Source organism: Streptomyces sp. NPDC050806, assembly GCF_055586425.1.
The window spans coordinates 248,111-268,956 of record NZ_JBVJIF010000003.1 but is presented as its reverse complement, the minus strand read 5'-3'; the positions used below and the strand labels follow the sequence as shown (position 1 = coordinate 268,956).

Annotated in this window: 24 protein-coding genes; 20 read left to right on the top strand and 4 right to left on the bottom strand. The window is 73.0% G+C overall.

Annotation, left to right across the window (positions count from 1 at the left end; translation table 11 throughout):
• Positions 1-7: 7 nt before the first annotated feature.
• From ACZ6WH_RS10510 to ACZ6WH_RS10500, 3 genes are read left to right on the top strand one after another with little or no spacing between them, the layout of a single operon-like run.
• A complete protein-coding gene (locus ACZ6WH_RS10510; protein WP_469727500.1) occupies positions 8-277 on the top strand; it encodes a hypothetical protein in 270 nt (89 codons plus the stop codon).
• Complete coding sequence (locus ACZ6WH_RS10505; protein WP_469727498.1) at positions 270-575, top strand: SH3-like domain-containing protein; 306 nt, start codon at positions 270-272, stop codon at positions 573-575. Before ACZ6WH_RS10510 ends, ACZ6WH_RS10505 begins: the two co-directional genes overlap by 8 nt.
• Positions 572-1,162 (top strand): nitrile hydratase subunit alpha, encoded by a 591-nt coding sequence (locus tag ACZ6WH_RS10500; protein WP_469727496.1) that lies wholly within the window; start codon positions 572-574, stop codon positions 1,160-1,162. The genes ACZ6WH_RS10505 and ACZ6WH_RS10500 overlap by 4 nt, the downstream gene beginning before the upstream one ends.
• Before the next feature lie 93 nt (positions 1,163-1,255).
• Here ACZ6WH_RS10500 and ACZ6WH_RS10495 read toward each other — a convergent pair whose 3' ends face one another.
• The 3 genes from ACZ6WH_RS10495 to ACZ6WH_RS10485 are packed head-to-tail and all read right to left on the bottom strand — an operon-like array spanning position 1,256 to position 4,648.
• Positions 1,256-1,996 (bottom strand): succinate dehydrogenase/fumarate reductase iron-sulfur subunit, encoded by a 741-nt coding sequence (locus ACZ6WH_RS10495; protein WP_399708050.1) that lies wholly within the window; start codon positions 1,994-1,996, stop codon positions 1,256-1,258.
• Complete coding sequence (locus ACZ6WH_RS10490; RefSeq protein WP_469727494.1) at positions 1,993-3,939, bottom strand: fumarate reductase/succinate dehydrogenase flavoprotein subunit; 1,947 nt, start codon at positions 3,937-3,939, stop codon at positions 1,993-1,995. The genes ACZ6WH_RS10495 and ACZ6WH_RS10490 overlap by 4 nt, the downstream gene beginning before the upstream one ends.
• Before the next feature lies 1 nt (position 3,940).
• Positions 3,941-4,648 carry a succinate dehydrogenase gene (locus tag ACZ6WH_RS10485; RefSeq protein ID WP_469727492.1) on the bottom strand — a complete coding sequence of 236 codons (708 nt, stop codon included), beginning with the start codon at positions 4,646-4,648 and terminating at the stop codon, positions 3,941-3,943.
• Positions 4,649-4,742: 94 nt separating this feature from the next.
• Here ACZ6WH_RS10485 and ACZ6WH_RS10480 point away from each other — a divergent pair, with 94 nt between their 5' ends.
• The 6 genes from ACZ6WH_RS10480 to ACZ6WH_RS10455 all read left to right on the top strand — a co-directional run bounded on the left by ACZ6WH_RS10480 (position 4,743) and on the right by ACZ6WH_RS10455 (position 10,630).
• Positions 4,743-5,642 (top strand): LysR family transcriptional regulator, encoded by a 900-nt coding sequence (locus tag ACZ6WH_RS10480; protein WP_432853038.1) that lies wholly within the window; start codon positions 4,743-4,745, stop codon positions 5,640-5,642.
• A gap of 244 nt (positions 5,643-5,886) precedes the next feature.
• Entirely contained in the window at positions 5,887-6,474 is a 588-nt protein-coding gene (locus ACZ6WH_RS10475; RefSeq protein ID WP_469727490.1) for a type I phosphoribosyltransferase, read from the top strand.
• 135 nt (positions 6,475-6,609) lie between these two features.
• Positions 6,610-7,599: a PLP-dependent cysteine synthase family protein gene (locus ACZ6WH_RS10470; RefSeq protein ID WP_469727488.1), complete on the top strand. Its 990-nt coding sequence runs from the start codon at positions 6,610-6,612 to the stop codon at positions 7,597-7,599.
• A gap of 5 nt (positions 7,600-7,604) precedes the next feature.
• Positions 7,605-8,426 (top strand): YggS family pyridoxal phosphate-dependent enzyme, encoded by an 822-nt coding sequence (locus tag ACZ6WH_RS10465; RefSeq protein ID WP_469727487.1) that lies wholly within the window; start codon positions 7,605-7,607, stop codon positions 8,424-8,426.
• A 7-nt stretch (positions 8,427-8,433) separates the two neighbouring features.
• Positions 8,434-9,372 carry a DMT family transporter gene (locus ACZ6WH_RS10460; RefSeq protein WP_469727486.1) on the top strand — a complete coding sequence of 313 codons (939 nt, stop codon included), beginning with the start codon at positions 8,434-8,436 and terminating at the stop codon, positions 9,370-9,372.
• Positions 9,353-10,630 carry an ATP-grasp domain-containing protein gene (locus tag ACZ6WH_RS10455; RefSeq protein ID WP_469727484.1) on the top strand — a complete coding sequence of 426 codons (1,278 nt, stop codon included), beginning with the start codon at positions 9,353-9,355 and terminating at the stop codon, positions 10,628-10,630. The genes ACZ6WH_RS10460 and ACZ6WH_RS10455 overlap by 20 nt, the downstream gene beginning before the upstream one ends.
• Positions 10,631-10,662: 32 nt before the next feature.
• Here the strand turns inward: ACZ6WH_RS10455 and ACZ6WH_RS10450 are convergent, their stop codons facing one another.
• Positions 10,663-11,295, bottom strand: a complete 633-nt coding sequence (locus tag ACZ6WH_RS10450) for a TIGR03085 family metal-binding protein (RefSeq protein ID WP_432853024.1) — start codon at positions 11,293-11,295, stop codon at positions 10,663-10,665.
• Between the two features lie 220 nt (positions 11,296-11,515).
• Between ACZ6WH_RS10450 and hisI the strand changes: the two genes are divergently transcribed.
• The 11 genes from hisI (at position 11,516) to lgt (ending at position 20,833) form a co-directional block, all read left to right on the top strand.
• Complete coding sequence (gene hisI / locus ACZ6WH_RS10445) at positions 11,516-11,932, top strand: phosphoribosyl-AMP cyclohydrolase (RefSeq protein ID WP_432853021.1); 417 nt, start codon at positions 11,516-11,518, stop codon at positions 11,930-11,932.
• A 79-nt stretch (positions 11,933-12,011) separates the two neighbouring features.
• On the top strand, positions 12,012-13,535 hold the full coding sequence (locus tag ACZ6WH_RS10440; protein ID WP_469727482.1) for an anthranilate synthase component I: 1,524 nt from the start codon (positions 12,012-12,014) through the stop codon (positions 13,533-13,535).
• Between the two features lie 57 nt (positions 13,536-13,592).
• Positions 13,593-14,267, top strand: a complete 675-nt coding sequence (locus ACZ6WH_RS10435; RefSeq protein ID WP_469727481.1) for a TIGR02234 family membrane protein — start codon at positions 13,593-13,595, stop codon at positions 14,265-14,267.
• Positions 14,268-14,387: 120 nt separating this feature from the next.
• The gene (locus tag ACZ6WH_RS10430) at positions 14,388-14,624 is read left to right on the top strand and encodes an HGxxPAAW family protein (protein ID WP_469727480.1); all 237 of its coding nucleotides are present in this window, start codon (positions 14,388-14,390) and stop codon (positions 14,622-14,624) included.
• Positions 14,625-14,796: 172 nt separating this feature from the next.
• Entirely contained in the window at positions 14,797-15,249 is a 453-nt protein-coding gene (locus ACZ6WH_RS10425; protein ID WP_469727478.1) for a DUF2752 domain-containing protein, read from the top strand.
• A 196-nt stretch (positions 15,250-15,445) separates the two neighbouring features.
• Complete coding sequence (trpC, locus tag ACZ6WH_RS10420; RefSeq protein ID WP_361560547.1) at positions 15,446-16,255, top strand: indole-3-glycerol phosphate synthase TrpC; 810 nt, start codon at positions 15,446-15,448, stop codon at positions 16,253-16,255.
• A 7-nt stretch (positions 16,256-16,262) separates the two neighbouring features.
• Positions 16,263-16,547, top strand: a complete 285-nt coding sequence (gene trpM / locus ACZ6WH_RS10415; protein ID WP_469727476.1) for a tryptophan biosynthesis modulator TrpM — start codon at positions 16,263-16,265, stop codon at positions 16,545-16,547.
• A 152-nt stretch (positions 16,548-16,699) separates the two neighbouring features.
• Complete coding sequence (gene trpB, locus ACZ6WH_RS10410) at positions 16,700-18,004, top strand: tryptophan synthase subunit beta (RefSeq protein ID WP_469727474.1); 1,305 nt, start codon at positions 16,700-16,702, stop codon at positions 18,002-18,004.
• Complete coding sequence (gene trpA / locus ACZ6WH_RS10405) at positions 18,004-18,816, top strand: tryptophan synthase subunit alpha (RefSeq protein ID WP_432853001.1); 813 nt, start codon at positions 18,004-18,006, stop codon at positions 18,814-18,816. Before trpB ends, trpA begins: the two co-directional genes overlap by 1 nt.
• Positions 18,817-18,901: 85 nt before the next feature.
• Entirely contained in the window at positions 18,902-19,672 is a 771-nt protein-coding gene (locus ACZ6WH_RS10400; RefSeq protein ID WP_469727471.1) for a DsbA family protein, read from the top strand.
• A gap of 114 nt (positions 19,673-19,786) precedes the next feature.
• Positions 19,787-20,833, top strand: a complete 1,047-nt coding sequence (lgt, locus tag ACZ6WH_RS10395) for a prolipoprotein diacylglyceryl transferase (RefSeq protein WP_469727469.1) — start codon at positions 19,787-19,789, stop codon at positions 20,831-20,833.
• Positions 20,834-20,846: the final 13 nt, after the last annotated feature.

Below are 20,846 nucleotides of genomic sequence, written 5' to 3'. Positions count from 1 at the left end.
TCGCTCCATGAGCCGAGTCAACGACGTGGGTGGGCAGACCGGGTTCGGGCCGCTGCGGATCGAGGCGGACGAGCCGCCGTTCCACGCGGACTGGGAGGCGCGGGTGTATGCGCTGAACACGGCGCTGGTGCGGGGCGGGGTCTACACGCTGGACGAGTTCCGGGACGCCGTCGAGCGGATGGCGCCCGCCGAGTATCTGGCGGCCTCGTACTACGAGCGGTGGCTGCATGCCATCGAGACGCTGGTCGCCGAGCGGAAGGTGCTCGGGGGTGAGTGAGCCGCGGGCCGCCCTGTTCGCGGCGGGGCAGCGGGTGCGCGTACGGGCCGTCGATCCGGACGGGCACACGCGCGCGCCGCGGTACGTGCGCGGGCACACCGGACGGGTCGTGGAGGCGCAGGGCCGCTGGCCGCTGGCCGACGAGCGGGCCGCCGGGATCGCCGAGCCCCGCGTCGAGACGGTCTACACCGTCGCCTTTCCGGCCCGGGAGCTGTGGGGGACTGGCACGGACGCGCACGAGGTCACGGTGGATCTGTGGGAGTCGTACCTGGAGCGGGTGGGAGAGGAGCAGCTGTGAGCGGGGAGCATGCGAGCAGCACGGTGGCGGTGCGGGTCCGGCGTCTGGAGGAGCGGCTGGTCGAGGCCGGGGTGGTGGGGGACGACCAGCTGGACGCGATTCTGACCTCGGTGCTGAACGGGGCTTCGCCCGTCAACGGCGCGCGGATCGTGGCCCGGGCCTGGACGGATCCGGGCTTCCGGGAGCGGCTGCTGGACGACGCCAACGCGGCGCTGCCGGAGGTCGGGCTGTCGATGGCCGGCGGCATTCAGGAGCAGCGGCTGAAGGTGGTGGCGAATACGGCCGACCGGCACAACGTGCTGGTGTGCACGCTGTGTTCGTGCTATCCGATCGGACTGCTGGGCCCCTCGCCGTCCTGGTACAAGAGCGAGGCGTACCGGTCCCGGGTGGTGCGCGACCCGCGGTCGGTGCTCGGGGAGTTCGGGCTGGCGCTCGGCGACGACGTACGCATCACCGTCTGGGACTCCAGCGCGGAGAGCCGGTACATGGTGCTGCCACGGCGGCCCGATGGCACGGACGGGCTGGGCGAGGAAGCGCTCGCCCGGCTGGTCACCCGGGAGGGTCTCATCGGGACCGCCGCGGTCTGAGGGCGCCGCGGCCGCGGAGCGTCGGTTGCCGCCGCGGCGCCGGTACGGCGGGTCCGGACTCCCGGAGGCATGGGGAGCCCGGACCCGGGTCTGTCAGGCCTTGCGGGCAGCGCGTACGAACTCGCGGTTCATCTTGGTGATGCTGAACAGCGGGATGCCCTTCGGGCAGGCCGTCGCGCACTCACCGGTGTTGGTGCAGCCGCCGAAGCCCTCGGCATCCATCTGCCCGACCATGTCCAGGACCCGGGACTCGCGCTCCGGGGCGCCCTGCGGCAGGGAGTTGAGGTGGACGACCTTGGCGGAGGTGAAGAGCATCGCCGAGCCGTTCGGGCAGGCCGCGACGCAGGCGCCGCAGCCGATGCACTCCGCGTGCTCGAACGCGGTGTCCGCGGCCGCCTTGGGCACCGGCGTGGCGTGCGCGTCCGGCGCGGCGCCGGTCGGGACGGAGACGTACCCGCCGGAGCCGATGATCCGGTCGAAGGCGCCGCGGTCCACGACCAGGTCCTTCACGACGGGGAACGCCGAGGCGCGCCACGGCTCGATGTCGATCGTGTCGCCGTCGTCGAAGTGCCGCATGTGCAGCTGGCAGGTGGTGGTCCGCTCGGGACCGTGCGCCTCGCCGTTGATGACCATGCCGCACGCGCCGCAGATGCCCTCGCGGCAGTCGTGGTCGAAGGCGACCGGCTCCTCGCCGCGCAGGATCAGCTCTTCGTTGAGGGTGTCGAGCATTTCGAGGAACGACATCTCGGGGGAGATGTCCCGTACGTCGTACTCGGTCATGCGGCCCGCGTCGTCGGGGCCGGACTGGCGCCAGATGCGCAGGGTGAGGTTCACGCGTAGCTCCGCTGGGTGGGGTGGACGTACTCGAAGTCGAGCTGCTCCTTGTGCAGCACGGGCGCCTCGCCGCTGCCGGTGAACTCCCAGGCCGCGGCGTAGGAGAACTCCTCGTCCCGGCGCTCGGCCTCGCCGCCCGCCGTCTGGCTCTCCTCACGGAAGTGGCCGCCGCAGGACTCGGACCGGTGCAGCGCGTCCAGGCACATCAGCTCGGCGAGTTCGAAGTGGTCGGCGATCCGGTTGGCCTTCTCCAGCGACTGATTGAGGTCCTGGCCGGAGCCCGGCACCTTGATCCGGCGCCAGAACTCCGCGCGGAGTTCGGGGATCCGGTCCAGCGCCTTGCGCAGCCCGGACTCGGTACGGGCCATGCCGCACTCCTCCCACAGCAGCTCGCCCAGCTCCCGGTGGAAGGAGTCCGGGGTGCGGTCGCCGTTGTTGGAGAGGAGGCGGTAGAGGCGGTCCGTCACGGAGGTGACGGCTTCGGTGACCGCCGGGTGGTCGTGCGGCACCTCGTCGTGCGGGTGCCGGGCGAGGTAGTCGTTGATGGTGGCGGGGAGGACGAAGTAGCCGTCGGAGAGGCCCTGCATCAGCGCCGAGGCGCCGAGGCGGTTCGCGCCGTGGTCGGAGAAGTTGGCCTCGCCGATGGCGAAGAGGCCGGGCACGGTCGTCTGGAGGTCGTAGTCGACCCAGAGGCCGCCCATCGTGTAGTGGATGGCCGGGTAGATGCGCATCGGCGCCGTGTACGGGTCCTCCGCCGTGATGCGCGCGTACATGTCGAAGAGGTTGCCGTACTTCTCCTCGACCGCCTTGCGGCCCATCCGGGCGATGGCGTCGGCGAAGTCCAGGTAGACGCCCTGGCCGCCGGGGCCGACGCCGCGGCCCTCGTCGCAGACGTTCTTCGCGGCGCGCGAGGCGATGTCGCGGGGCACGAGGTTGCCGAAGGCGGGGTAGATGCGCTCCAGGTAGTAGTCGCGCTCGTCCTCGGGGATCGCGTGCGGCGGCCGGGTGTCGCCCTTGGCCCTGGGCACCCAGATGCGGCCGTCGTTGCGCAGCGACTCGCTCATCAGCGTCAGCTTGGACTGGTGGTCGCCGGAGCGCGGGATGCAGGTGGGGTGGATCTGGGTGAAGCAGGGGTTGGCGAAGTACGCGCCGCGCCGGTGTGCCCGCCAGATCGCGGTGGCGTTGGAGTTCTTGGCGTTGGTGGAGAGGTAGAAGACGTTGCCGTAGCCGCCGCTCGCCAGCACCACCGCGTCCGCGAAGTAGGTGTCGATCCGGCCGGTGAGCAGGTCGCGCGCGACGATGCCGCGGGCCCGCCCGTCGACCACGATCAGGTCGAGCATCTCGGTGCGCGGGTGCATCTCCACGGTGCCGGCCGCGACCTGCCGGGACAGCGCCTGGTACGCGCCGAGCAGCAGCTGCTGGCCCGTCTGGCCGCGGGCGTAGAACGTACGGGAGACCTGGACGCCGCCGAAGGAGCGGGTGTCGAGCAGGCCGCCGTACTCGCGGGCGAAGGGCACGCCCTGGGCCACGCACTGGTCGATGATCTCCACGGAGACCTGGGCGAGCCGGTGCACGTTGGACTCGCGCGCCCGGAAGTCGCCGCCCTTGACCGTGTCGTAGAAGAGGCGGTGGACGGAGTCGCCGTCGTTGCGGTAGTTCTTCGCCGCGTTGATGCCGCCCTGGGCGGCGATGGAGTGGGCCCGGCGCGGCGAGTCCTGGTAGCAGAACTGCACGACGTGGTAGCCCTGTTCGGCCAGGGTGGCGCCGGCCGCGCCGCCGGCCAGCCCGGTGCCGACGACGATGACGGTGTGCTTGCGCCGGTTGGCGGGGTTGACCAGCTTCGCCTCGAAGCGGCGGCGGTCCCAGCGCTCGTTGATCGGCCCTTCGGGGGCCTTGGTGTCGACGACCGGCGCGCCGACCTCGTACTCCGCGTATGTGCTCATCTCAGCTCACTACTCCGGTCATCACGGATACGGGGACGGCGAGGAAGCCGACGGTGAGGACCAGCGCCAGGGCATTGGCGACGGCCTTCAGGACCCGGTCGCGGGTCGGCCGGTTGGCGCCCAGGGTCTGCGCCGCGCTCCAGAATCCGTGCCGGATATGCAGGCCGAGCGCGAGCATCGCGACGATGTAGATGACGTTGCCGTACCAGGTGGAGAAGGTGGCGACGACATTGGCGTACGGGTGTCCGGCGGCGGCGTGCGGATTCACCGTCAGGGTCGTCAGGTCCAGGATGTGCCAGACGATGAAGAGGCCCAGGATGACCCCCCCCCAGCGCATGGTGCGGGTGGCGTAGCTCGCGCGCTTCTTCTTGTGCACGTACTTGGCCGGGCGCGCTGCGATGTCGCGGCGGCTCAGCTGGTACGCGGCGACCGCGTGCACGACGACCGCGGCCAGCAGCACCACCCGGGCGATCCACAGGAACCACTCGTGGTGCAGGAAGGGCTCGCCGATGGTGCGCAGCCAGTGGGCGTATCCGTCGAACTCGACGGCCCCGAAGAAGATCTTGAGGTTGCCCAGCATGTGGGCGACCAAGTACAGCAGCATCACGATGCCGCTGACGGCCATCGCCGTCTTCTTGCCGACGGTCGAGTGCCACAGGATGCCCGCATAGGAGGACGGCCGTCGGTCCGTCCGGGTGTCCACTGCCATGGGCACGACGGTAGGGACGCCGTAAGCCATCAGTCCAAGACATGGTGGAGCTCATCTCCATAGGCATCGGCTATCAACGCACTATCGTGGCCGCATGCAGCTCCAGCAGCTCCGCTATTTCGCCGCCGTCGCCGACACCCGGCACTTCACCCGCGCCGCCGAGCAGGAACACGTCGCCCAGCCCTCGCTCTCCCAGCAGATCCGCTCCCTGGAGCGTGAGCTGGGCGCCGAGCTGTTCCACCGGGCGCGCGGCCACATCACGCTCACCGACGCCGGCGAGACGCTGCTGCCGTTCGCCCGCCGGATCCTCGCCGACGCCGACACCGCGCGCCGCGAGGTCCAGGAGGTCGCCGGGCTGCGCCGCGGCCGGCTGCGCCTCGGGGCCCCGCCCAGCCTCTGCGCCTCCGTCGTCCCCGACGTGCTGCGCGCCTTCCACGACCGCTACCCGGGCGTCGACCTCCAGGTGCACGAGAGCGGCTCGCAGGACCTGGTGCGGGTACTGGCGGCGGGCGAACTGGACCTCGCCCTGGTCATCACCCCGCTCCCCGTCCAGGCCCCCGCGCTGACCACCGCCGAGCTGCTGCGCGAGGAGCTGGTCGTGATCTCCGCGCCGGACGCCCCGCCCCCGGTGCGCCGTACGCACATCCGCGTCGACGACCTGCGCGACCGCCCGCTGGTGATGTTCCGGCGCGGCTACGACCTGCGGGAGTTCACCGTCGCCGCGTGCCGGACGGCCGGTTTCGAGCCGGTGTTCACGGTGGAGGGCGGCGAGATGGACGCCGTCCTCGGCTTCGTACGGGCCGGGCTGGGCATCGCCGTCGTGCCCGTCATGGTCGCCGAGCGCGCCGGGCTGCGCGCCACGCCGTTCGCCGCGCCAGGACTGCACCGCAACATCTCCGTCGCGCACCGCGCCGACGTCTCGCCGCCCCGCGCGGCCCGCGAGCTGCAGCGGATCCTCGTCCGCCACCTGACGCCCGGGGCAGCGGACGGCTGACCCCGCCCCCGCGGCCCCTGCCGTAAGTGGGCGCTTTCCGGCCATAACGTCGCGATATTGCCGTACGGCGGCAGGGGCCGCCCTGCCTGGTGGCGGACGGCCGCGCGGCGCCCGCCGCGCCTCCGCGCGCTCCGCGACCGGCGGTTTCCACGCACACTTCCGGAATGCCATTGCCCGTCCCGCGGCCGCCGGTGTACCAATGCCTCACTTGCCTTCCGGCGCTACGCGGAAGGCAATCGGGGGAATGGACGGGGGAAACATCACCATGCTGCTCGAAGAGGTCTACGCGGGCGCGCCCACCGTAAAGTCGGGACGCCATCTGACGACCGTGAACGAATTCACGGACCAGACGCCCGCGCTGCGCCCGGAAGTCCTTGCCGAAGCCACCGGCCGGATGCTCGCGCTGGGGAAGTTCGACGCCGACAAGATTCTTGTCGAGGAGGACAAGGGAGCCATTCTCGGCGGGGCGCTCTCGCTCGCCGCCGGCCTGCCGCTCGCGGTCGCCCGCTGGTACACCTACGACCTCGGCGGCCGGTCCGTCGCCGTGCCCGTCGACAGCGAGTACTTCCAGGGCACGCTCTACGTCAACGGCGTCGAGCCGGGCGACCGGCTGACCCTCGTCGACGACACGATCAGCACCGGCGGCACCATGGTCGCCCTGATCGAGGCGGTGCAGGCGGCCGGCGCCCGGGTCGGCGAGGTCGTGGTGGCGGTGGAGAAGGCGGCCAACGGCGGCTGCCGGAAGGTCGCCGAGCGCTTCGGCATCACGGTCAGGTCCGTCATCCGGATCACCGTCGACGAGCGGACCGGACGCGCCGTCGTGCTGCCCTGACACCCGCTGTCGTCCTGCCCCGAGATCCGGCGCACCCGCCGGTCCCACGCGTCGCGGCCGTCGGCCCGACGCGGTCCGGGCATTTCCTCTTCACGTATTTCGCATGCTGTCCAGCACGGTTCGGGGGAGCCGCACATGAACGCATCGGCGCATGGTGCCGGTATCGGTCACACGGAATTGTACGAACTACGGGAAACTGCCGAACGGGGCGCCGCGCGGATATTCGCCAAGTGCGAGTTCCGTAATCCCACCGGCAGCCACAAGGACCGGGTCTTCGCCTTCATGCTCGACGAACTGGAACGGGCCGGCACGATCGCCCCCGGAATGACCCTGGTCGAATGCTCCACCGGAAACGGCGGTGCGGCGCTCTCCCGGGTCGGCCGGGACCGCGGCTACCGCGTCGTCATCGTCATGCCGGCGGGCATGACCGAGGAACGCCGGAAGCAGATCGCCTCCTTCGACGGCACGGTCGTCGAGACCTCTCCGGAAGGCTTCCTGCTGGAAGGCGAGGAGACCGCCCGCCGGTACGTCGCCGAGCACCCCGGCAGCCACTTCCTGGACCAGTCCACGAACGAGCTGAACTGGCGCGCCTGGCGCTCCTGCGGCACGGAGATCGTCACCGCGCTGGACGCGCTGGGCCTGGTCCCCGACCATTTCCTCTGCTCCGTGGGCACCGGCGGCACCTTCACCGGCATCGCGGATGTCCTCAAGGCCGCGTACCCCCGCCTGCGCACCACCGCCGTCGAGGTCGACCGCTCGGCCGCCCTGTACGCCAAGCGGCACGGCCTGCCCTTCGCGCACCGCACCCACAACCTGATGGGCCTCGGACCCGGCAGGGTACCGGCCAACCTGCGCGAGGAACTGGTCGACGACGTCGAACTGATCAGCGGCGACGACGGCTGGGCGGCCATGAAACGGCTGATCGAGAAAGAGGGGCTCTACGTCGGGCCCACCGCCGGCGGCAACGTCTTCGCCGCACAACGCCTGGCGCGCCGGCTGCCGCCGGAAGCCGTCGTGCTCACCGTGCTGTTCGACTCCGCCTGGAAGTACTTCAGCGTCTGGGACGGCCGGTACGCGCAGTACGCCACCGACGACGCGCCGTACGAGACCGAAAGGGCGGACTGACCGCCATGAACGAGGAACGCACCACCGCATACCGCACCGTGACCGACCGCAACGAAACCGACCGCACCGCGACCGACCGCACCGCACCCCGCGACAGGCCGCCGGACAGCCATCGTCCGGAGCCGGGGCCCGTCCCGGATCCCGCGGCGCGCCTGGCCGCCCTCACCCGCCGCCTGGACGAGGCGTGCCGGCGCGCCGGCCGCCCGCTCGGCTCCGTGACGCTCGTCGCGGTCAGCAAGTACCGCTCACGCGACGCCGTCGCCGCCGCGCTCGACGCCGGCCAGCGCGACTTCGCGGAGAGCCGGGTCCAGGAGGCCCGCGCCAAGTGGCCGCAGCTGCGCGCCCGCCATCCGGGCGTCCGGCTGCATCTCGTCGGGCCGCTCCAGACCAACAAGGCGACGGCGGCCGTCACCGGCTTCGACACGCTGCACAGCGTGGACCGCCCCGCGCTGGCCGCGGCGCTCGCCGCCGCCATGGCCCGTACCGGCCGCAGCCCCGACTGCTTCGTCCAGGTCAACACCGGCGACGAACCGCAGAAGAGCGGCGTCCCCCTGGACGGCGCCGACGCCTTCCTCAAGGAGTGCCGGGACGTGCACGGGCTGCCCGTCGTCGGCCTGATGTGCCTGCCGCCGGCCGGCCGCGACCCGCGCCCGCACTTCCGGCTGCTCCGCTCGCTCGCCGCCGCGCACGGCCTGGCCGGGCTGAGCATGGGCATGAGCGACGACTTCGAGGCGGCGGTGGCGGAGGGCGCGACCGTGATCAGGGTGGGCCGGGCGCTCTTCGGGCCCCGGCCGCGGCGCGCCGGCGGCCCGCCGGGCACCCGCTAGGCACGCCGTGCCCGCACTGTTCGCCTTCGCCCTGTTCTCCGCCCTGGTGGACGTGTTCGCCGCACACCGGCTCCAGCACCTCGACCCCGGCAGCGTCGCCGCGGTCGCCTTCACCCTCACCGGAGCCTTCTTCTGCGGTCTGACACTGCTGCGGACGCGCCCGGCACGGCTGCTCGCCGTCGTCCGGGCGCACGCCGCCGACCTGCTCGTCCTGAACCTCACCACCGCGGTCACCTGGCTGTCCCTGCTGTACGCGCTCAAGCTCATGGAACCGGCCGTCGCCAACGTCGTCTCGATCGCCATCGGCCCGGCCTGCACCGTGCTGCTCCAGTACCTGTGGTGGCGCGAGGACCGGGTACTGCCCGGCGAACTGCTCTCCGCGCTCGGCATCGTCCTCGCCCTCGCCGGCCTGGTCTGGGCCTCGCTGGACGGCCGCAGCGGCGTCGGCGACCGGGCCGCCGCGACCATGGCCCTCGGCGTGTGCGCCGCGGTCGCCTCCGGCGCCGGCGGGGCCGCCAACGTCGTCTTCTCCGCCCGGCTGGGCGCCGCCGGCGTCGACGTACCGACCGTGATGGGGCTGCGCTTCGGCCTCGTCGCCGCGGCCGGCTGGCTGCTCGCCGCCACCGGGGACACCGGCCGGCTCGGTGCCGCGCTGCTCCCCGGTGCGGTGGTCGCCGTCATCGGCGTCGGCGTGCCGGCCGTCCTCGTGCAGATCGGCGTCCGCCGGACCACCCCGGTGACCGCCTCCATGATCTGCGCCCTCGCGCCCGCGCTGACCCTGGTGCTCCAACTGGCCGACTCCCGGCTGGCGTTCTCGGTGCCGTCGGCGCTCGGCATCGCCCTCATCACCGCCCTCATCGGATGCGGGCTGCTCGCCCGCCGGGGCGTACCCCCGGCCGCCGCGGCCCGGGAAGGTCACAGGACTCATGCACTGCCTGGTGGTTGACGCCTACTCCACCGGCCGCTTCCTGCCCGCGGCGCTGGCCGCGCACGGCATCGGGACGGTCCACATCGACAGCGCCCCCGGCATCGGCGACCGCCTCGTCGGCGCGCCCTGGCCGCCCGGCACGTGCGCCGGCCGGCTCACCTACCGGGGCGACCTGGACGCCCTGGTCACCGCGGTACGCCCGTACGCGGCAGCGCGCGTCCTCCCCGGCAACGAGACCGGCGTGGACCTCGCCGACGCCCTCTCCGCGCAGCTCGGCCTGCCCGGCAACGTCGTCGACGGCCGCCGCGTGCGCCGCGACAAGTACGAGATGGCCGCGGCCGTACGGGCCCACGGGCTGCGCGCGCCCGACACGCTGCGCACCCACCGCTTCGACGCGGCCCTCGCCTGGACCCGCGCCCGCGGCCGCTGGCCCGTGGTGGTCAAGCCCGCCGACAGCGCCGGCACCGACAACGTCTTCTTCTGCGCCGGCCCCGTGGAGCTGTGCACCGCGTTCGACCACATCCTGCGCTCGGTGAACTTCGCCGGCGCCCGCAACCGCACCGTCGTCGTCCAGGAACACCTGACCGGCACCGAGTACTTCGCCAACACCGTCAGCGTGGCCGGCCGCCACCACATCGCCGAGATCTGGCGCTACCACAAGCGTCCCGGCCGCGGCGGCGCCCCGGTCTACGACTACGAGGAGCCGGTGCCCGCGCGCGATCCGGCCACCGCCGTGCTCCGCCCGTACGTCCTCGGCGTCCTGGACGCCCTCGGCGTGCGCAACGGGCCCGCGCACTCCGAGGTCATGCTCACCGGCGAAGGCCCGGTACTGATCGAGACCGGCGCCCGGCTCGCCGGCAGCATCCTGCCCGAGGTGGTCAGCCGCTGCTTCGGCACCGACCATGTGGCGCTGACCGCCCTGGCCTGCGCCGATCCGGCCGCCTTCATGGCACACACGGACCGCAGGGCACAGCCGCGCACGCACCTGCGGTACGTCTCGCTGATCGCGCCGCGCGCCGGCCGGCTGGTCTCCCTGGACCGCTTCGCGGAGATCCGCGCGCTGCCCTCGTACGCGGGCCACCACCTCGCCGTCGCGGTCGGCGACCACCTGGTCCCCACCGTCGACGCGGCCACCTCACCCGGCGTCTGCTACCTGCTCCACGACGACCCGCGGCAGATCGAGGCCGACTACCGGCGGCTGCGCGCGCTGGAAGAGGCGGACCTGTACGGCACCGGGGCCGGGACGGGCGGGCCGGACGCCCGCCGCCCGGCCTGAGCGCCCCCGCCCGGGGGCGCCCGCGACCCGGGCTACAGCCCCAGCCCGGCCTCCTGCGCCCGGACCACCGCCTCCTTGTCACCGTCCAGCTCCACCTTGGCGGCGCCCTGCCGCCCGAACAGGAACAGCGTCAGCTCGCCCGGCTCGCCGGTGACGGTCACCACCGGCGTGCCGCGGTGCGCCACCGCGGTCCGGCCGTCCGGGCGGCGCAGCACCAGGCCCACCGGGGCCTTCCGCCCCAGCACCCGGGCCATCCGCTCGATCCGGGACCACAGGGCGTCGGCGAAGCCGGAGCTCAGCTCGCGCGGCGTCCAGTCCGGCTGGGCCCGCCGCACGTCCTCGGCGTGCACGAAGAACTCCACGGTGTTCGACGCCTCGTCGATCTGCTTCAGACCGAACGGCGAGACGCGCGGCGGCCCGGTCCTGATCAGCCGGATCAGCTCCTCGTACGGCTTGGCGGCGTACTCGCTCCGCACCCGCTCCATCCGGGACGCCAGCGGCTTGAGCACCAGGCCGCCGGCCGCGTCCGCGCGCCGCTCGCGCACCACCACATGGGCGGCCAGGTCACGCGCGGTCCAGCCCTCGCACAGCGTCGGGGCCTCGGGCCCCGCGCTCTCCAACAGGTCGGCGAGAAGAAGTCGTTCACGCTTGGCATGGGTCGACATGGCCTCACCCTACGGCCCGGCCCGCCGCCCGTGCCACGACGCCGCGCGGTCCCTTCCGCACCCCGCGTCACCCCTGGACGAGGATCACCGCCATCACCACCACGGCCGCCACGAAGACCGCGCACAGCACGATCGTCGCCACCTTGGCCGCCCGGTCGTCGTCCGGGGGCGGATACCGGTCGTTCATGCCCGCATGATGCCGCACGGCACAATGGAGGGCATGAGCAGCAGTCCCGCCACCCCGTCCCCCGAGCCCTCGGCCCCGGCCGCACAGGCGGCCGCCCCCGCCGGCACCGCCCTGGACCCGGCCGTCGCCGCCCGGCTCAAGCGCACCCCCGACGGGCTGGTCCCCGCCATCGCCCAGCAGTACGACACCGGCGAGGTGCTGATGCTCGGGTGGATGGACGACGAGGCGCTGCACCGCACGCTGACCACCGGCCGCTGCACCTACTGGAGCCGCAGCCGCCGGGAGTACTGGGTCAAGGGCGACACCTCCGGTCACGTCCAGCACGTGAAGTCCGTCGCCCTGGACTGCGACGCGGACACCGTCCTGGTCAAGGTCGACCAGGTCGGCGCGGCCTGCCACACCGGCGCGCGCACCTGCTTCGACGAGGACGTCCTGCTCGCCGGGGAGTGAGCAGCGCGGCGTCCGCTGCGCCGATCAGTACGCGGACACGCCCGGCCCCCGCCGCTGATCGCTACTAGGATCCGCTGGCATGACCACGGGAACCACCGGCACCGCCACTCCGGACCTCGAAAACTTCCGCACCCTCGCGAAGGACCGCCGGGTCATCCCGGTCACCCGGCGGCTCCTCGCGGACGGCGACACTCCGGTGGGCCTGTACCGCAAACTCGCGGCGGAGCGCCCCGGCACCTTCCTCCTGGAATCCGCCGAGAACGGCCGCAGCTGGTCCCGCTACTCCTTCATCGGCGTCCGCAGCGCCGCCACCCTCACCGCCCGCGACGGGCAGGCCCACTGGCTCGGCACCCCGCCGGTCGGCGTGCCCACCGGGGGCGACCCGCTCGCCGCGCTCCGCGAGACCGTCGAGACCCTGCACACCCCGCGCGACCTCATCGAGGGCCAGGGCCTGCCGCCCTTCACCGGCGGCATGGTCGGCTACCTCGGGTACGACATCGTGCGCCGCCTGGAGAAGATCGGCGACGCCACCTCCGACGACCTGCGGCTGCCCGAGCTGACCATGCTGCTCACCTCGGACCTGGCCGTACTGGACCACTGGAACGGCACGGTCCTGCTGATCGCCAACGCGATCAACCACAACGACCTGGACACCGGCGTCGACGAGGCGTACGCGGACGCCGTGGCCCGGCTGGACACCATGGCGTACGACCTGAGCCGCCCGGCCCCCTCCAACGCCGCCGCGCTCCCGGCCTCCGAGCTGCCCGAGTACACCGCCCTGTGGGGCGCGGAAGCGTTCAAGGACGCCGTCGAGGACATCAAGGAGCGCATCCGGGCCGGCGAGGCCTTCCAGGTCGTGCCCTCGCAGCGCTTCGAGACGCCGTGCACGGCCTCCGCGCTGGACGTCTACCGGGTGCTGCGGGCCACCAACCCCAGCCCGTACATGTACCTCTTCCGCTTCGAGGGCGGCGTCGATGTCGTCGGCTCCAGCCCCGAGGCGCTGGTCAAGGTCGAGGACGGGCAGGCGATGCTGCACCCCATCGCCGGTACCCGGCCGCGCGGCGGCACCCCGCAGCTGGACCAGGCCCTCGCCGACGAGCTGCTGGCCGACCCCAAGGAGCGCGCCGAGCACCTGATGCTGGTCGACCTGGGCCGCAACGACCTGGGCCGGGTCTGCGAGCCCGGCAGCGTCGAGGTCGTCGACTTCATGTCCATCGAGCGCTACAGCCACGTCATGCACATCGTGTCCACGGTCACCGGCAAGGTCGCCGAGGGCCGCACCGCCTTCGACGTGCTCACCGCCTGCTTCCCCGCCGGCACCCTCTCCGGCGCACCGAAGCCGCGCGCCCTGCAGATCATCGAGGAGCTGGAGCCCAGCAAGCGCGGCGTCTACGGGGGCTGCGTCGGCTACCTGGACTTCGCCGGCGACTCCGACACCGCCATCGCCATCCGCACCGCCCTGCTCCGGGACGGCACGGCATACGTGCAGGCCGGCGCCGGCATCGTCGCCGACTCCGACCCGGAGGCCGAGGACCAGGAGTGTCGGAACAAGGCGGCGGCGGTGCTGCGCGCGGTGCACACGGCCAACCACCTGGGCAGCTGACGCCCGTCGGCACCCCGAGCCGACGCGAGCCCGGCGGCGTAGGCGATAGTGGTACATGTGAGTGCCGTACCCCCGCCCCGCACCGACGCCGCGACGGCCGACGCCGCAGCCCCCGCCGCCGCAGGCGACCGGGGCACCGCGCGCAAGCCCCTCGCCCTGGCCCTCCTCCTCGGAGCGCTCGGCGCCGCCCTTGCCCTGCTCTCCTCCGGCCGCACCTGGGCCACCGCCACCGCCGTGGTCGCCCAGGGCGAGCTGCCGCAGAAGGCGTCGGGCCAGGACATCACCGGCGTACCCGGCGCGCTCGCCGTCGTCGGGCTCGCCGCCCTGGTCGCGGTCTTCGCCGTACGCGGCGCAGGCCGTGTCGCCGTCTCCGCGCTGCTGGCGCTCAGCGGCGCCGGCACCCTGGCCGGCGCCCTCCTCGGCAACGCCGACACCGCCGCGCTGAAGGCCAAGGCCGCCACCGCCACGGGCATGAGCAACGCGAGCGTCCACCACGTCGCGCACACCGCCTGGCCCTGGGTGGCCGCCGGCGGCGGCGCGCTCCTGCTGATCGCCGGGCTGCTGGCACTGGTCCACGGCCGGCACTGGCCCGCGATGTCCGGGCGCTACGAGCGCGCGGACGGCGGCCCCCGGGCCGCCCGCGGACCGCGCCGCGCCGCCGCGAAGCCGGACCTGGACCGCCCGGAGGAGATCTGGAAGTCGCTGGACCGGGGCGAGGACCCCACCACCTAGCCGATGGCCGGCACCGGTCCGTACCGACCCGATGGCGGGCCCACCCCGCGCATCAGGGACAATGATTCCGAGCGAACGCCGCGCCCCGACCCAGGCGCGAGAAAGCAACGAGGAGCACTCATGTCGAGCAATGGCCACGGCCACGGACACACCCCGGCTGCCTGGACCGGCGTCATCATTTCGTTCATCGGCTTCTGCGTCTCGGGCGCCTTCATGGTGGTGGCCAACGTGCCCGGCTTCTGGGCCGGTGTGGTGCTCATCCTGGCCGGCGCCGTAGTGGGCGGCATCATGCACCTCATGGGCCTGGGCTCCGCCCCGAAGCGCGCCAAGGGCAGCCCGCAGCCGCAGCAGAGCTGACCGCCCGGCGGCCGGACACCGGTCCGGCCCCGGCCCGGGCCCGCCGCGGCCCCGTGCTCGACGCAGGCGCGGCTTCCCGGCCGTTCCGCACGCCCCGCGCTCATGGCGCGGAGTGGCCCGTGCGACGGCAGGGAAGCTGCGCCTTCGTCCGTACCGGGGGAGAATCGGTCCCGTGACGGAATCCGTGGCGCGTACCCCGGACGGCCCGCCCGCGGCGGCCCGCCGCGGCGCCGTGCGCCGCCTCGTGGCCCCGCTGGGCGCCCTCGCGGCGGTCCTGGCGGCCTTCGCGTACGTCGGTGCCGTCGACCCCAACGAAGCCGGCCACTACCCCGTCTGCCCGCTGCTGCGGCTCACCGGCCTCTACTGCCCGGCCTGCGGCGGGCTGCGCAGCGCCCACGCGGTCGCGCACGGCGACCTCGGCGCCGCGCTCGGCGCCAACGCCCCGGCAGTGCTCGGCTACGCCGCGTTCGCGCTGTTCTGGGCCGTCTGGCTGGTGCGCGCCGGGCGCGGGCTGCCGGCCGCCGGGCCGCGGCCGAGACCCGCCCACTGGTGGCTGATCGGGGGTGCTGTGCTGCTGTTCACAGTGGTACGCAACCTCCCCGCCGGATCGGCCCTCGCCCCGTGAGCGCCCCTTTCCCGCCGCTTCCGGAGCGCCCGAACGCGGCCGGTATGTATCGGTATCTGTCCATGTTGTGGGACCACGGACAGCCGGATGCGGGGCCGGAGCCCCTGGCCGGATACCATCGGAGTGCCTGCTGGGAGCGCACCGTGCCCTCGAAGGCGACAGATTTCCTCCACCGCTCTAGAAGGAGGCCGCTCGCGTGAGTGTGCTCGACGAGATCATCGACGGAGTCCGCGCCGACCTCGCCGAGCGACAGGCGCGCGTCAGCCTCGACGAGCTGAAGGAGCGGGCGAAGAAGGCCGCCCCCGCCAAGGACGGCGTGGCCGCGCTCAAGGGCGACGGCATCCGGGTGATCTGCGAGGTCAAGCGCTCCAGCCCGTCCAAGGGCGCGCTGGCCGCCATCGCCGACCCGGCCGGGCTCGCCGCCGACTACGAAGCGGGCGGCGCCGCCGTCATCTCCGTCCTCACCGAGCAGCGCCGCTTTGGCGGCTCGCTCGCCGACCTCGAAGCCGTCCGGGCCAAGGTCGACATCCCGGTCCTGCGCAAGGACTTCATCGTCAGCGCCTACCAGCTGTGGGAGGCCCGCGCCTACGGCGCCGACCTGGCGCTGCTGATCGTCGCCGCGCTGGAGCAGGAGGCGCTGGTCTCGCTCATCGAGCGGGCCGAGTCGATCGGGCTGACCCCGCTGGTCGAGGCGCACGACGAGGAAGAGGTCGAGCGCGCGGTGGCCGCCGGCGCGAAGATCATCGGCGTGAACACCCGCGACCTGAAGACGCTCAAGGTCGACCGCGGCAACTTCGGCCGGGTCGCCCCGGAGATCCCCGACCACATCGTCAAGGTCGCCGAGTCCGGCGTCCGCGGGCCGCACGACCTGATCGCTTACGCCAACGAGGGCGCGGACGCCGTGCTCGTCGGCGAGTCGCTGGTCACCGGCAAGGACCCGAAGACCGCCGTCGCCGACCTCGTCGCGGCCGGCTCCCACCCGGCCATCCGCCACGGGCGGGACTGACCGGGACATGACCGCAGCCGTCCGCCGCCACGCGCCGCGCCCGGGCCACCGCCCGGCCGCGGCCGGCGTCGCGCGCCTGCCGCAGGCGGCCCTGGGCCGCGGCTGCCCGCCCGTCTCCCGCCACCGCCCCGAGCCGAAGCGCTGCGCGCTGCCCCCGTGGCACCGCGGCTGCCGGGCCCCGGCGCGCCGCGTCCACGGACGGCGCGTCCGTTACCACATCGGCGCCGAGCCCGGCCAGATCAACGGCAGCCGATGGCCCCGCCCCGCGCCGCGCGCGGGCTCCCACGCCTGACCGGACCTTCCCCGGCGGACGACTGTCCGTACGGGTGCTCCGGCCGTGTGCGACACCCGGGACCGCGCCGCGCGCACGTAGCTTGATGCCCGTATTTCGCTACATCGAGACTTCCGGGGTGCCTGCGCGCGCCCCGGTGAGGAGTACGTCGGATGTCGTCTGACTTCTTCATTCCGGACGCCGAGGGCCAGGTGCCCAGCACCGAGGGCTACTTCGGCGCCTTCGGCGGCAAGTTCATCCCCGAGGCCCTGGTCGCCGCGGTCGACGAGGTCGCCGAGGAGTACGAAAAGGCCAAGGCCGACCCCGAGTTCGCCCGCGAGCTCGACGACCTGATGGTCAACTACACCGGCCGGCCCAGCGCCCTCACCGAGGTGCCGCGGTTCGCCGAGCACGCCGGCGGCGCGCGGATCTTCCTCAAGCGCGAGGACCTGAACCACACCGGCTCGCACAAGATCAACAACGTGCTGGGCCAGGCGCTGCTCACCAAGCGCATGGGCAAGACCCGCGTCATCGCCGAGACCGGCGCCGGCCAGCACGGCGTCGCCACCGCCACCGCCTGCGCCCTCTTCGGCCTCGAATGCACCATCTACATGGGCGAGATCGACACGAAGCGGCAGGCGCTCAACGTCGCCCGCATGCGGATGCTCGGCGCCGAGGTCATCGCCGTGAAGTCCGGCAGCCGCACCCTGAAGGACGCGATCAACGAGGCGTTCCGCGACTGGGTCGCCAACGTCGACCGCACCCACTACCTCTTCGGCACGGTCGCGGGCCCGCACCCCTTCCCCGCCCTCGTGCGCGACTTCCACCGCGTCATCGGCGTCGAGGCGCGTCGCCAGATCATCGAGCGCGCGGGCCGGCTGCCGGACGCGGCCGTGGCCTGCGTCGGCGGCGGCTCCAACGCCATCGGCCTCTTCCACGCCTTCCTGCCCGACGAGAGCGTGCGCCTGATCGGCTGCGAGCCGGGCGGCCACGGTGTCGAGAGCGGCGAGCACGCGGCCACCCTCACCGAGGGCACGCCGGGCATCCTGCACGGCTCCCGCTCCTACGTCCTGCAGGACGAGGACGGCCAGATCACCGAGCCGTACTCGATCTCCGCCGGGCTGGACTACCCGGGCATCGGCCCCGAGCACTCCTACCTCAAGGACGCCGGCCGTGCCGAGTACCGCGCCGTCACCGACGACGCCGCCATGCAGGCGCTGCGGCTGCTCTCCGAGACCGAGGGCATCATCCCGGCCATCGAGAGCGCGCACGCGCTGGCCGGCGCGCTGGAGGTCGGCCGCGAGCTGGGCAAGGACGGCCTGATCCTGGTCAACCTCTCCGGCCGCGGCGACAAGGACATGGACACGGCCGCGCGGTACTTCGGGCTGTACGACGCCCCCGCCGACGACGCCGTCGAGGCGGACGACACCGACGCCACGGACACCGCGCTCGGCGCGCACCAGGAGGGGACGAAGTGATGGCGGGCAACGTCGAACTGCTCAGCTCGGTACTGGCCGGCGCGAAGGCCGAGGGCCGCGCCGCCCTGGTCGGCTACCTCCCGGCGGGCTTCCCGACCGTGGACGGCGGCGTGCGCGCCGTCACCGCGATGATCGAGGGCGGCTGCGACGTCGTCGAGGTCGGCCTGCCGCACAGCGACCCGGTCCTGGACGGCCCGGTCATCCAGACCGCCGACGACATCGCGCTGCGCGGCGGCGTCAAGATCGTCGACGTGATCCGCACGGTCGGCGAGGCGCACGCCGCCACCGGCGCTCCCGTGCTGTGCATGACGTACTGGAACCCGGTCGACGCATACGGCGTGGAACGGTTCGCCGCCGACCTGGCCGCCGCGGGCGGCGCCGGCTGCATCCTGCCGGACCTCCCGGTCGAGGAGTCCGAGGTGTGGCGGAAGGCCGCCGAGCAGCACGGCCTGGCCACGGTCTTCGTGGTCGCGCCGAGCAGCAAGGACGCGCGGCTCGCCAAGATCACCGCGGCCGGCTCGGGCTTTGTGTACGCGGCGTCCCTGATGGGCGTCACCGGCACCCGCGAGTCCGTCGGCCGGGAGGCCCAGGACCTGGTCACCCGCACCCGGGCCACCACCGAGCTGCCGGTCTGCGTGGGCCTGGGCGTCTCCAACGCCGAGCAGGCCGCCGAGGTCGCGCAGTTCGCCGACGGGGTCATCGTCGGCTCCGCGTTCGTGAAGCGGCTGCTGGCCCACGAGGGCGACCTGGAGGCCGGGCTCGCCGGCGTACGGGAGCTGGCCGGGGATCTGGCCAAGGGCGTACGGGCGTAAAGCCGGCGCCGTCGAGGTCCCTCGATAGGGCGAAATCCGGGGCGGAGGGGCGCAGTGGCGTCCCTCCGCCTCGTTTTTCAGCGGTGTGAGCCAGAAAACCCGAGCCGAAGGCACCGCACGCGAGCGGCTGCAGGCACAGCGCGACAAGGAAAAGGCCCGCGCCCGGCGCGGCAGGCAGGCGAAGGTCGCCGCGGTGGTGGTGGCGGTCCTGGCGGTGGCCGCCGGCATCGCGGTCTGGGCGTCCTCCACGGGCGACGACAAGGACACCCCGGTCGCCGCGCCGAAGGGCGCCACCGGCGGGGACAAGCCGATGGTGACCGTCGGACAGAAGAGCGCGCCGTCCACGCTCCAGGTGTGGGAGGACTTCCGCTGCCCCGCCTGCAAGCAGTTCGAGACGGGCTTCCGCTCGACCCTCCATGAGCTCCAGGACGCCGGTGAGCTGCGTACGGACTATCACCTCGCCCTGCTCATCGACGGCAACATGGGCGGCAAGGGTTCGCTGAACGCGGCCAATGCCGCGCTGTGCGCGCAGAACGCCGGCAAGTTCCGCGAGTACCACGACGTGCTGTTCACCAACCAGCCGGCCGAGCAGCAGGACCGGTACGCCGACAAGAACTACCTGATCAAGCTCGCCGGCAAGGTGCCGGGCCTGGTGACCCAGGACTTCCGCTCCTGCGTGAACGACGGCACGTACAACGGCTTCGCGCAGAAGTCGAACGAGGCGTTCCAGAAGGCCGGCCTCCAGGGCACCCCGAGCGTGATCCTCAACGGGAAGAACCTCTTCGCCGACCAGAGCGCGCAGATGACCCCGCAGAAGCTGAAGCAGATGGTCCAGGAGGCGAACAAGAAGAAGTAGGGCAAGAAGCGAGGCAGGAAACCGGGCGGAGAAGTGCCGTCCGGGGGTCGTTACTGAGCCGTTGCCGGGTGGGTTGCCGCCCGGCCCGCCCGGCGCGGTAGCGTCGGGGCTGCCATGGACCTCGCATTCATTCCCAGCCCGTCGACCGGAGTCGTGCATCTCGGCCCGATCCCGCTGCGCGGCTACGCATTCTGCATCATCATCGGCGTCTTCATCGCCGTCTGGCTCGGCAACAAGCGCTGGGTGCAGCGCGGTGGCCAGAGCGGGACGGTCGCCGACATCGCCGTGTGGGCGGTGCCGTTCGGCCTGGTCGGAGGGCGGCTCTACCACGTCATCACGACGTACGAGCCGTACTTCGGCGCGGGCGGCGATCCGATCAAGGCGTTCTACGTCTGGGAGGGCGGCCTCGGCATCTGGGGCGCGATCGCCCTCGGCGCGGTGGGTGCCTGGATCGGCTGCCGCCGCCGGGGCATCCCGCTCCCGGCGTACGCGGACGCGGTGGCCCCGGGCATCGCGCTGGCGCAGGCGATGGGCCGCTGGGGCAACTGGTTCAACCAGGAGCTGTACGGCCGGCCGACGGACGTGCCGTGGGCGCTGAAGATCACCTCCGACCCGTCGATCGGCCGTGTGGGCGGCACGTACCACCCGACGTTCCTGTACGAGTCCCTGTGGTGCATCGGCGTCGCGATCCTGGTCATCTGGGCGGACCGGCGCTTCAAGCTGGGGCACGGCCGGGCGTTCGCGCTGTACGTCGCCTCGTACTGCGCGGGCCGCGCCTGGATCGAGTACATGCGGGTCGACGAGGCCCACCACATCCTGGGCCTGCGGCTGAACGTCTGGACGGCGCTGATCGTGCTGGTCCTCGCGCTGGTCTACATGGTGCTGTCGGCGAAGCGGTCCCCCGGCCGGGAGGCGGTGGTCGAGCCGGCGGCGGTGGAGCAGGAGACCGCTGAAGCGGAGGCTTCCGACGCGGAGCACGCCGACGCGAAGGACGAGGCCCCGAAGGACGAGGCCCCGGGAGACGCCGCCCCCAAGGACGACGCCCCGGACGCTGTCCCGGAGAGCGACGCCCCGAAGGCCGGGGGCTCGGGGGACTCCGAGGACACGGCGGTGGCCGGTACGGCGGACAAGCCCGCCGGGGCCGGGAAGAAGAAGTCCTAGCCGCATCACGCGG

What these genes read in the sequence shown, in the direction of transcription:
- lgt (WP_469727469.1), top strand. Translation starts at nt 19,787, where the DNA reads ATGGACCTCGCATTCATTCCCAGCCCGTCGACCGGAGTCGTGCATCTC.
- ACZ6WH_RS10465 (WP_469727487.1), top strand. Translation starts at nt 7,605, where the DNA reads ATGAACGAGGAACGCACCACCGCATACCGCACCGTGACCGACCGCAAC.
- hisI (WP_432853021.1), top strand. Translation starts at nt 11,516, where the DNA reads ATGAGCAGCAGTCCCGCCACCCCGTCCCCCGAGCCCTCGGCCCCGGCC.
- trpB (WP_469727474.1), top strand. Translation starts at nt 16,700, where the DNA reads ATGTCGTCTGACTTCTTCATTCCGGACGCCGAGGGCCAGGTGCCCAGC.
- ACZ6WH_RS10475 (WP_469727490.1), top strand. Translation starts at nt 5,887, where the DNA reads ATGGACGGGGGAAACATCACCATGCTGCTCGAAGAGGTCTACGCGGGC.
- ACZ6WH_RS10440 (WP_469727482.1), top strand. Translation starts at nt 12,012, where the DNA reads ATGACCACGGGAACCACCGGCACCGCCACTCCGGACCTCGAAAACTTC.
- ACZ6WH_RS10430 (WP_469727480.1), top strand. Translation starts at nt 14,388, where the DNA reads ATGTCGAGCAATGGCCACGGCCACGGACACACCCCGGCTGCCTGGACC.
- ACZ6WH_RS10450 (WP_432853024.1), bottom strand. Translation starts at nt 11,295, where the DNA reads ATGTCGACCCATGCCAAGCGTGAACGACTTCTTCTCGCCGACCTGTTG.
- ACZ6WH_RS10490 (WP_469727494.1), bottom strand. Translation starts at nt 3,939, where the DNA reads ATGAGCACATACGCGGAGTACGAGGTCGGCGCGCCGGTCGTCGACACC.
- ACZ6WH_RS10455 (WP_469727484.1), top strand. Translation starts at nt 9,353, where the DNA reads ATGCACTGCCTGGTGGTTGACGCCTACTCCACCGGCCGCTTCCTGCCC.
- ACZ6WH_RS10485 (WP_469727492.1), bottom strand. Translation starts at nt 4,648, where the DNA reads ATGGCAGTGGACACCCGGACGGACCGACGGCCGTCCTCCTATGCGGGC.
- trpA (WP_432853001.1), top strand. Translation starts at nt 18,004, where the DNA reads ATGGCGGGCAACGTCGAACTGCTCAGCTCGGTACTGGCCGGCGCGAAG.
- ACZ6WH_RS10470 (WP_469727488.1), top strand. Translation starts at nt 6,610, where the DNA reads ATGAACGCATCGGCGCATGGTGCCGGTATCGGTCACACGGAATTGTAC.
- ACZ6WH_RS10510 (WP_469727500.1), top strand. Translation starts at nt 8, where the DNA reads ATGAGCCGAGTCAACGACGTGGGTGGGCAGACCGGGTTCGGGCCGCTG.
- trpM (WP_469727476.1), top strand. Translation starts at nt 16,263, where the DNA reads ATGACCGCAGCCGTCCGCCGCCACGCGCCGCGCCCGGGCCACCGCCCG.
- ACZ6WH_RS10480 (WP_432853038.1), top strand. Translation starts at nt 4,743, where the DNA reads ATGCAGCTCCAGCAGCTCCGCTATTTCGCCGCCGTCGCCGACACCCGG.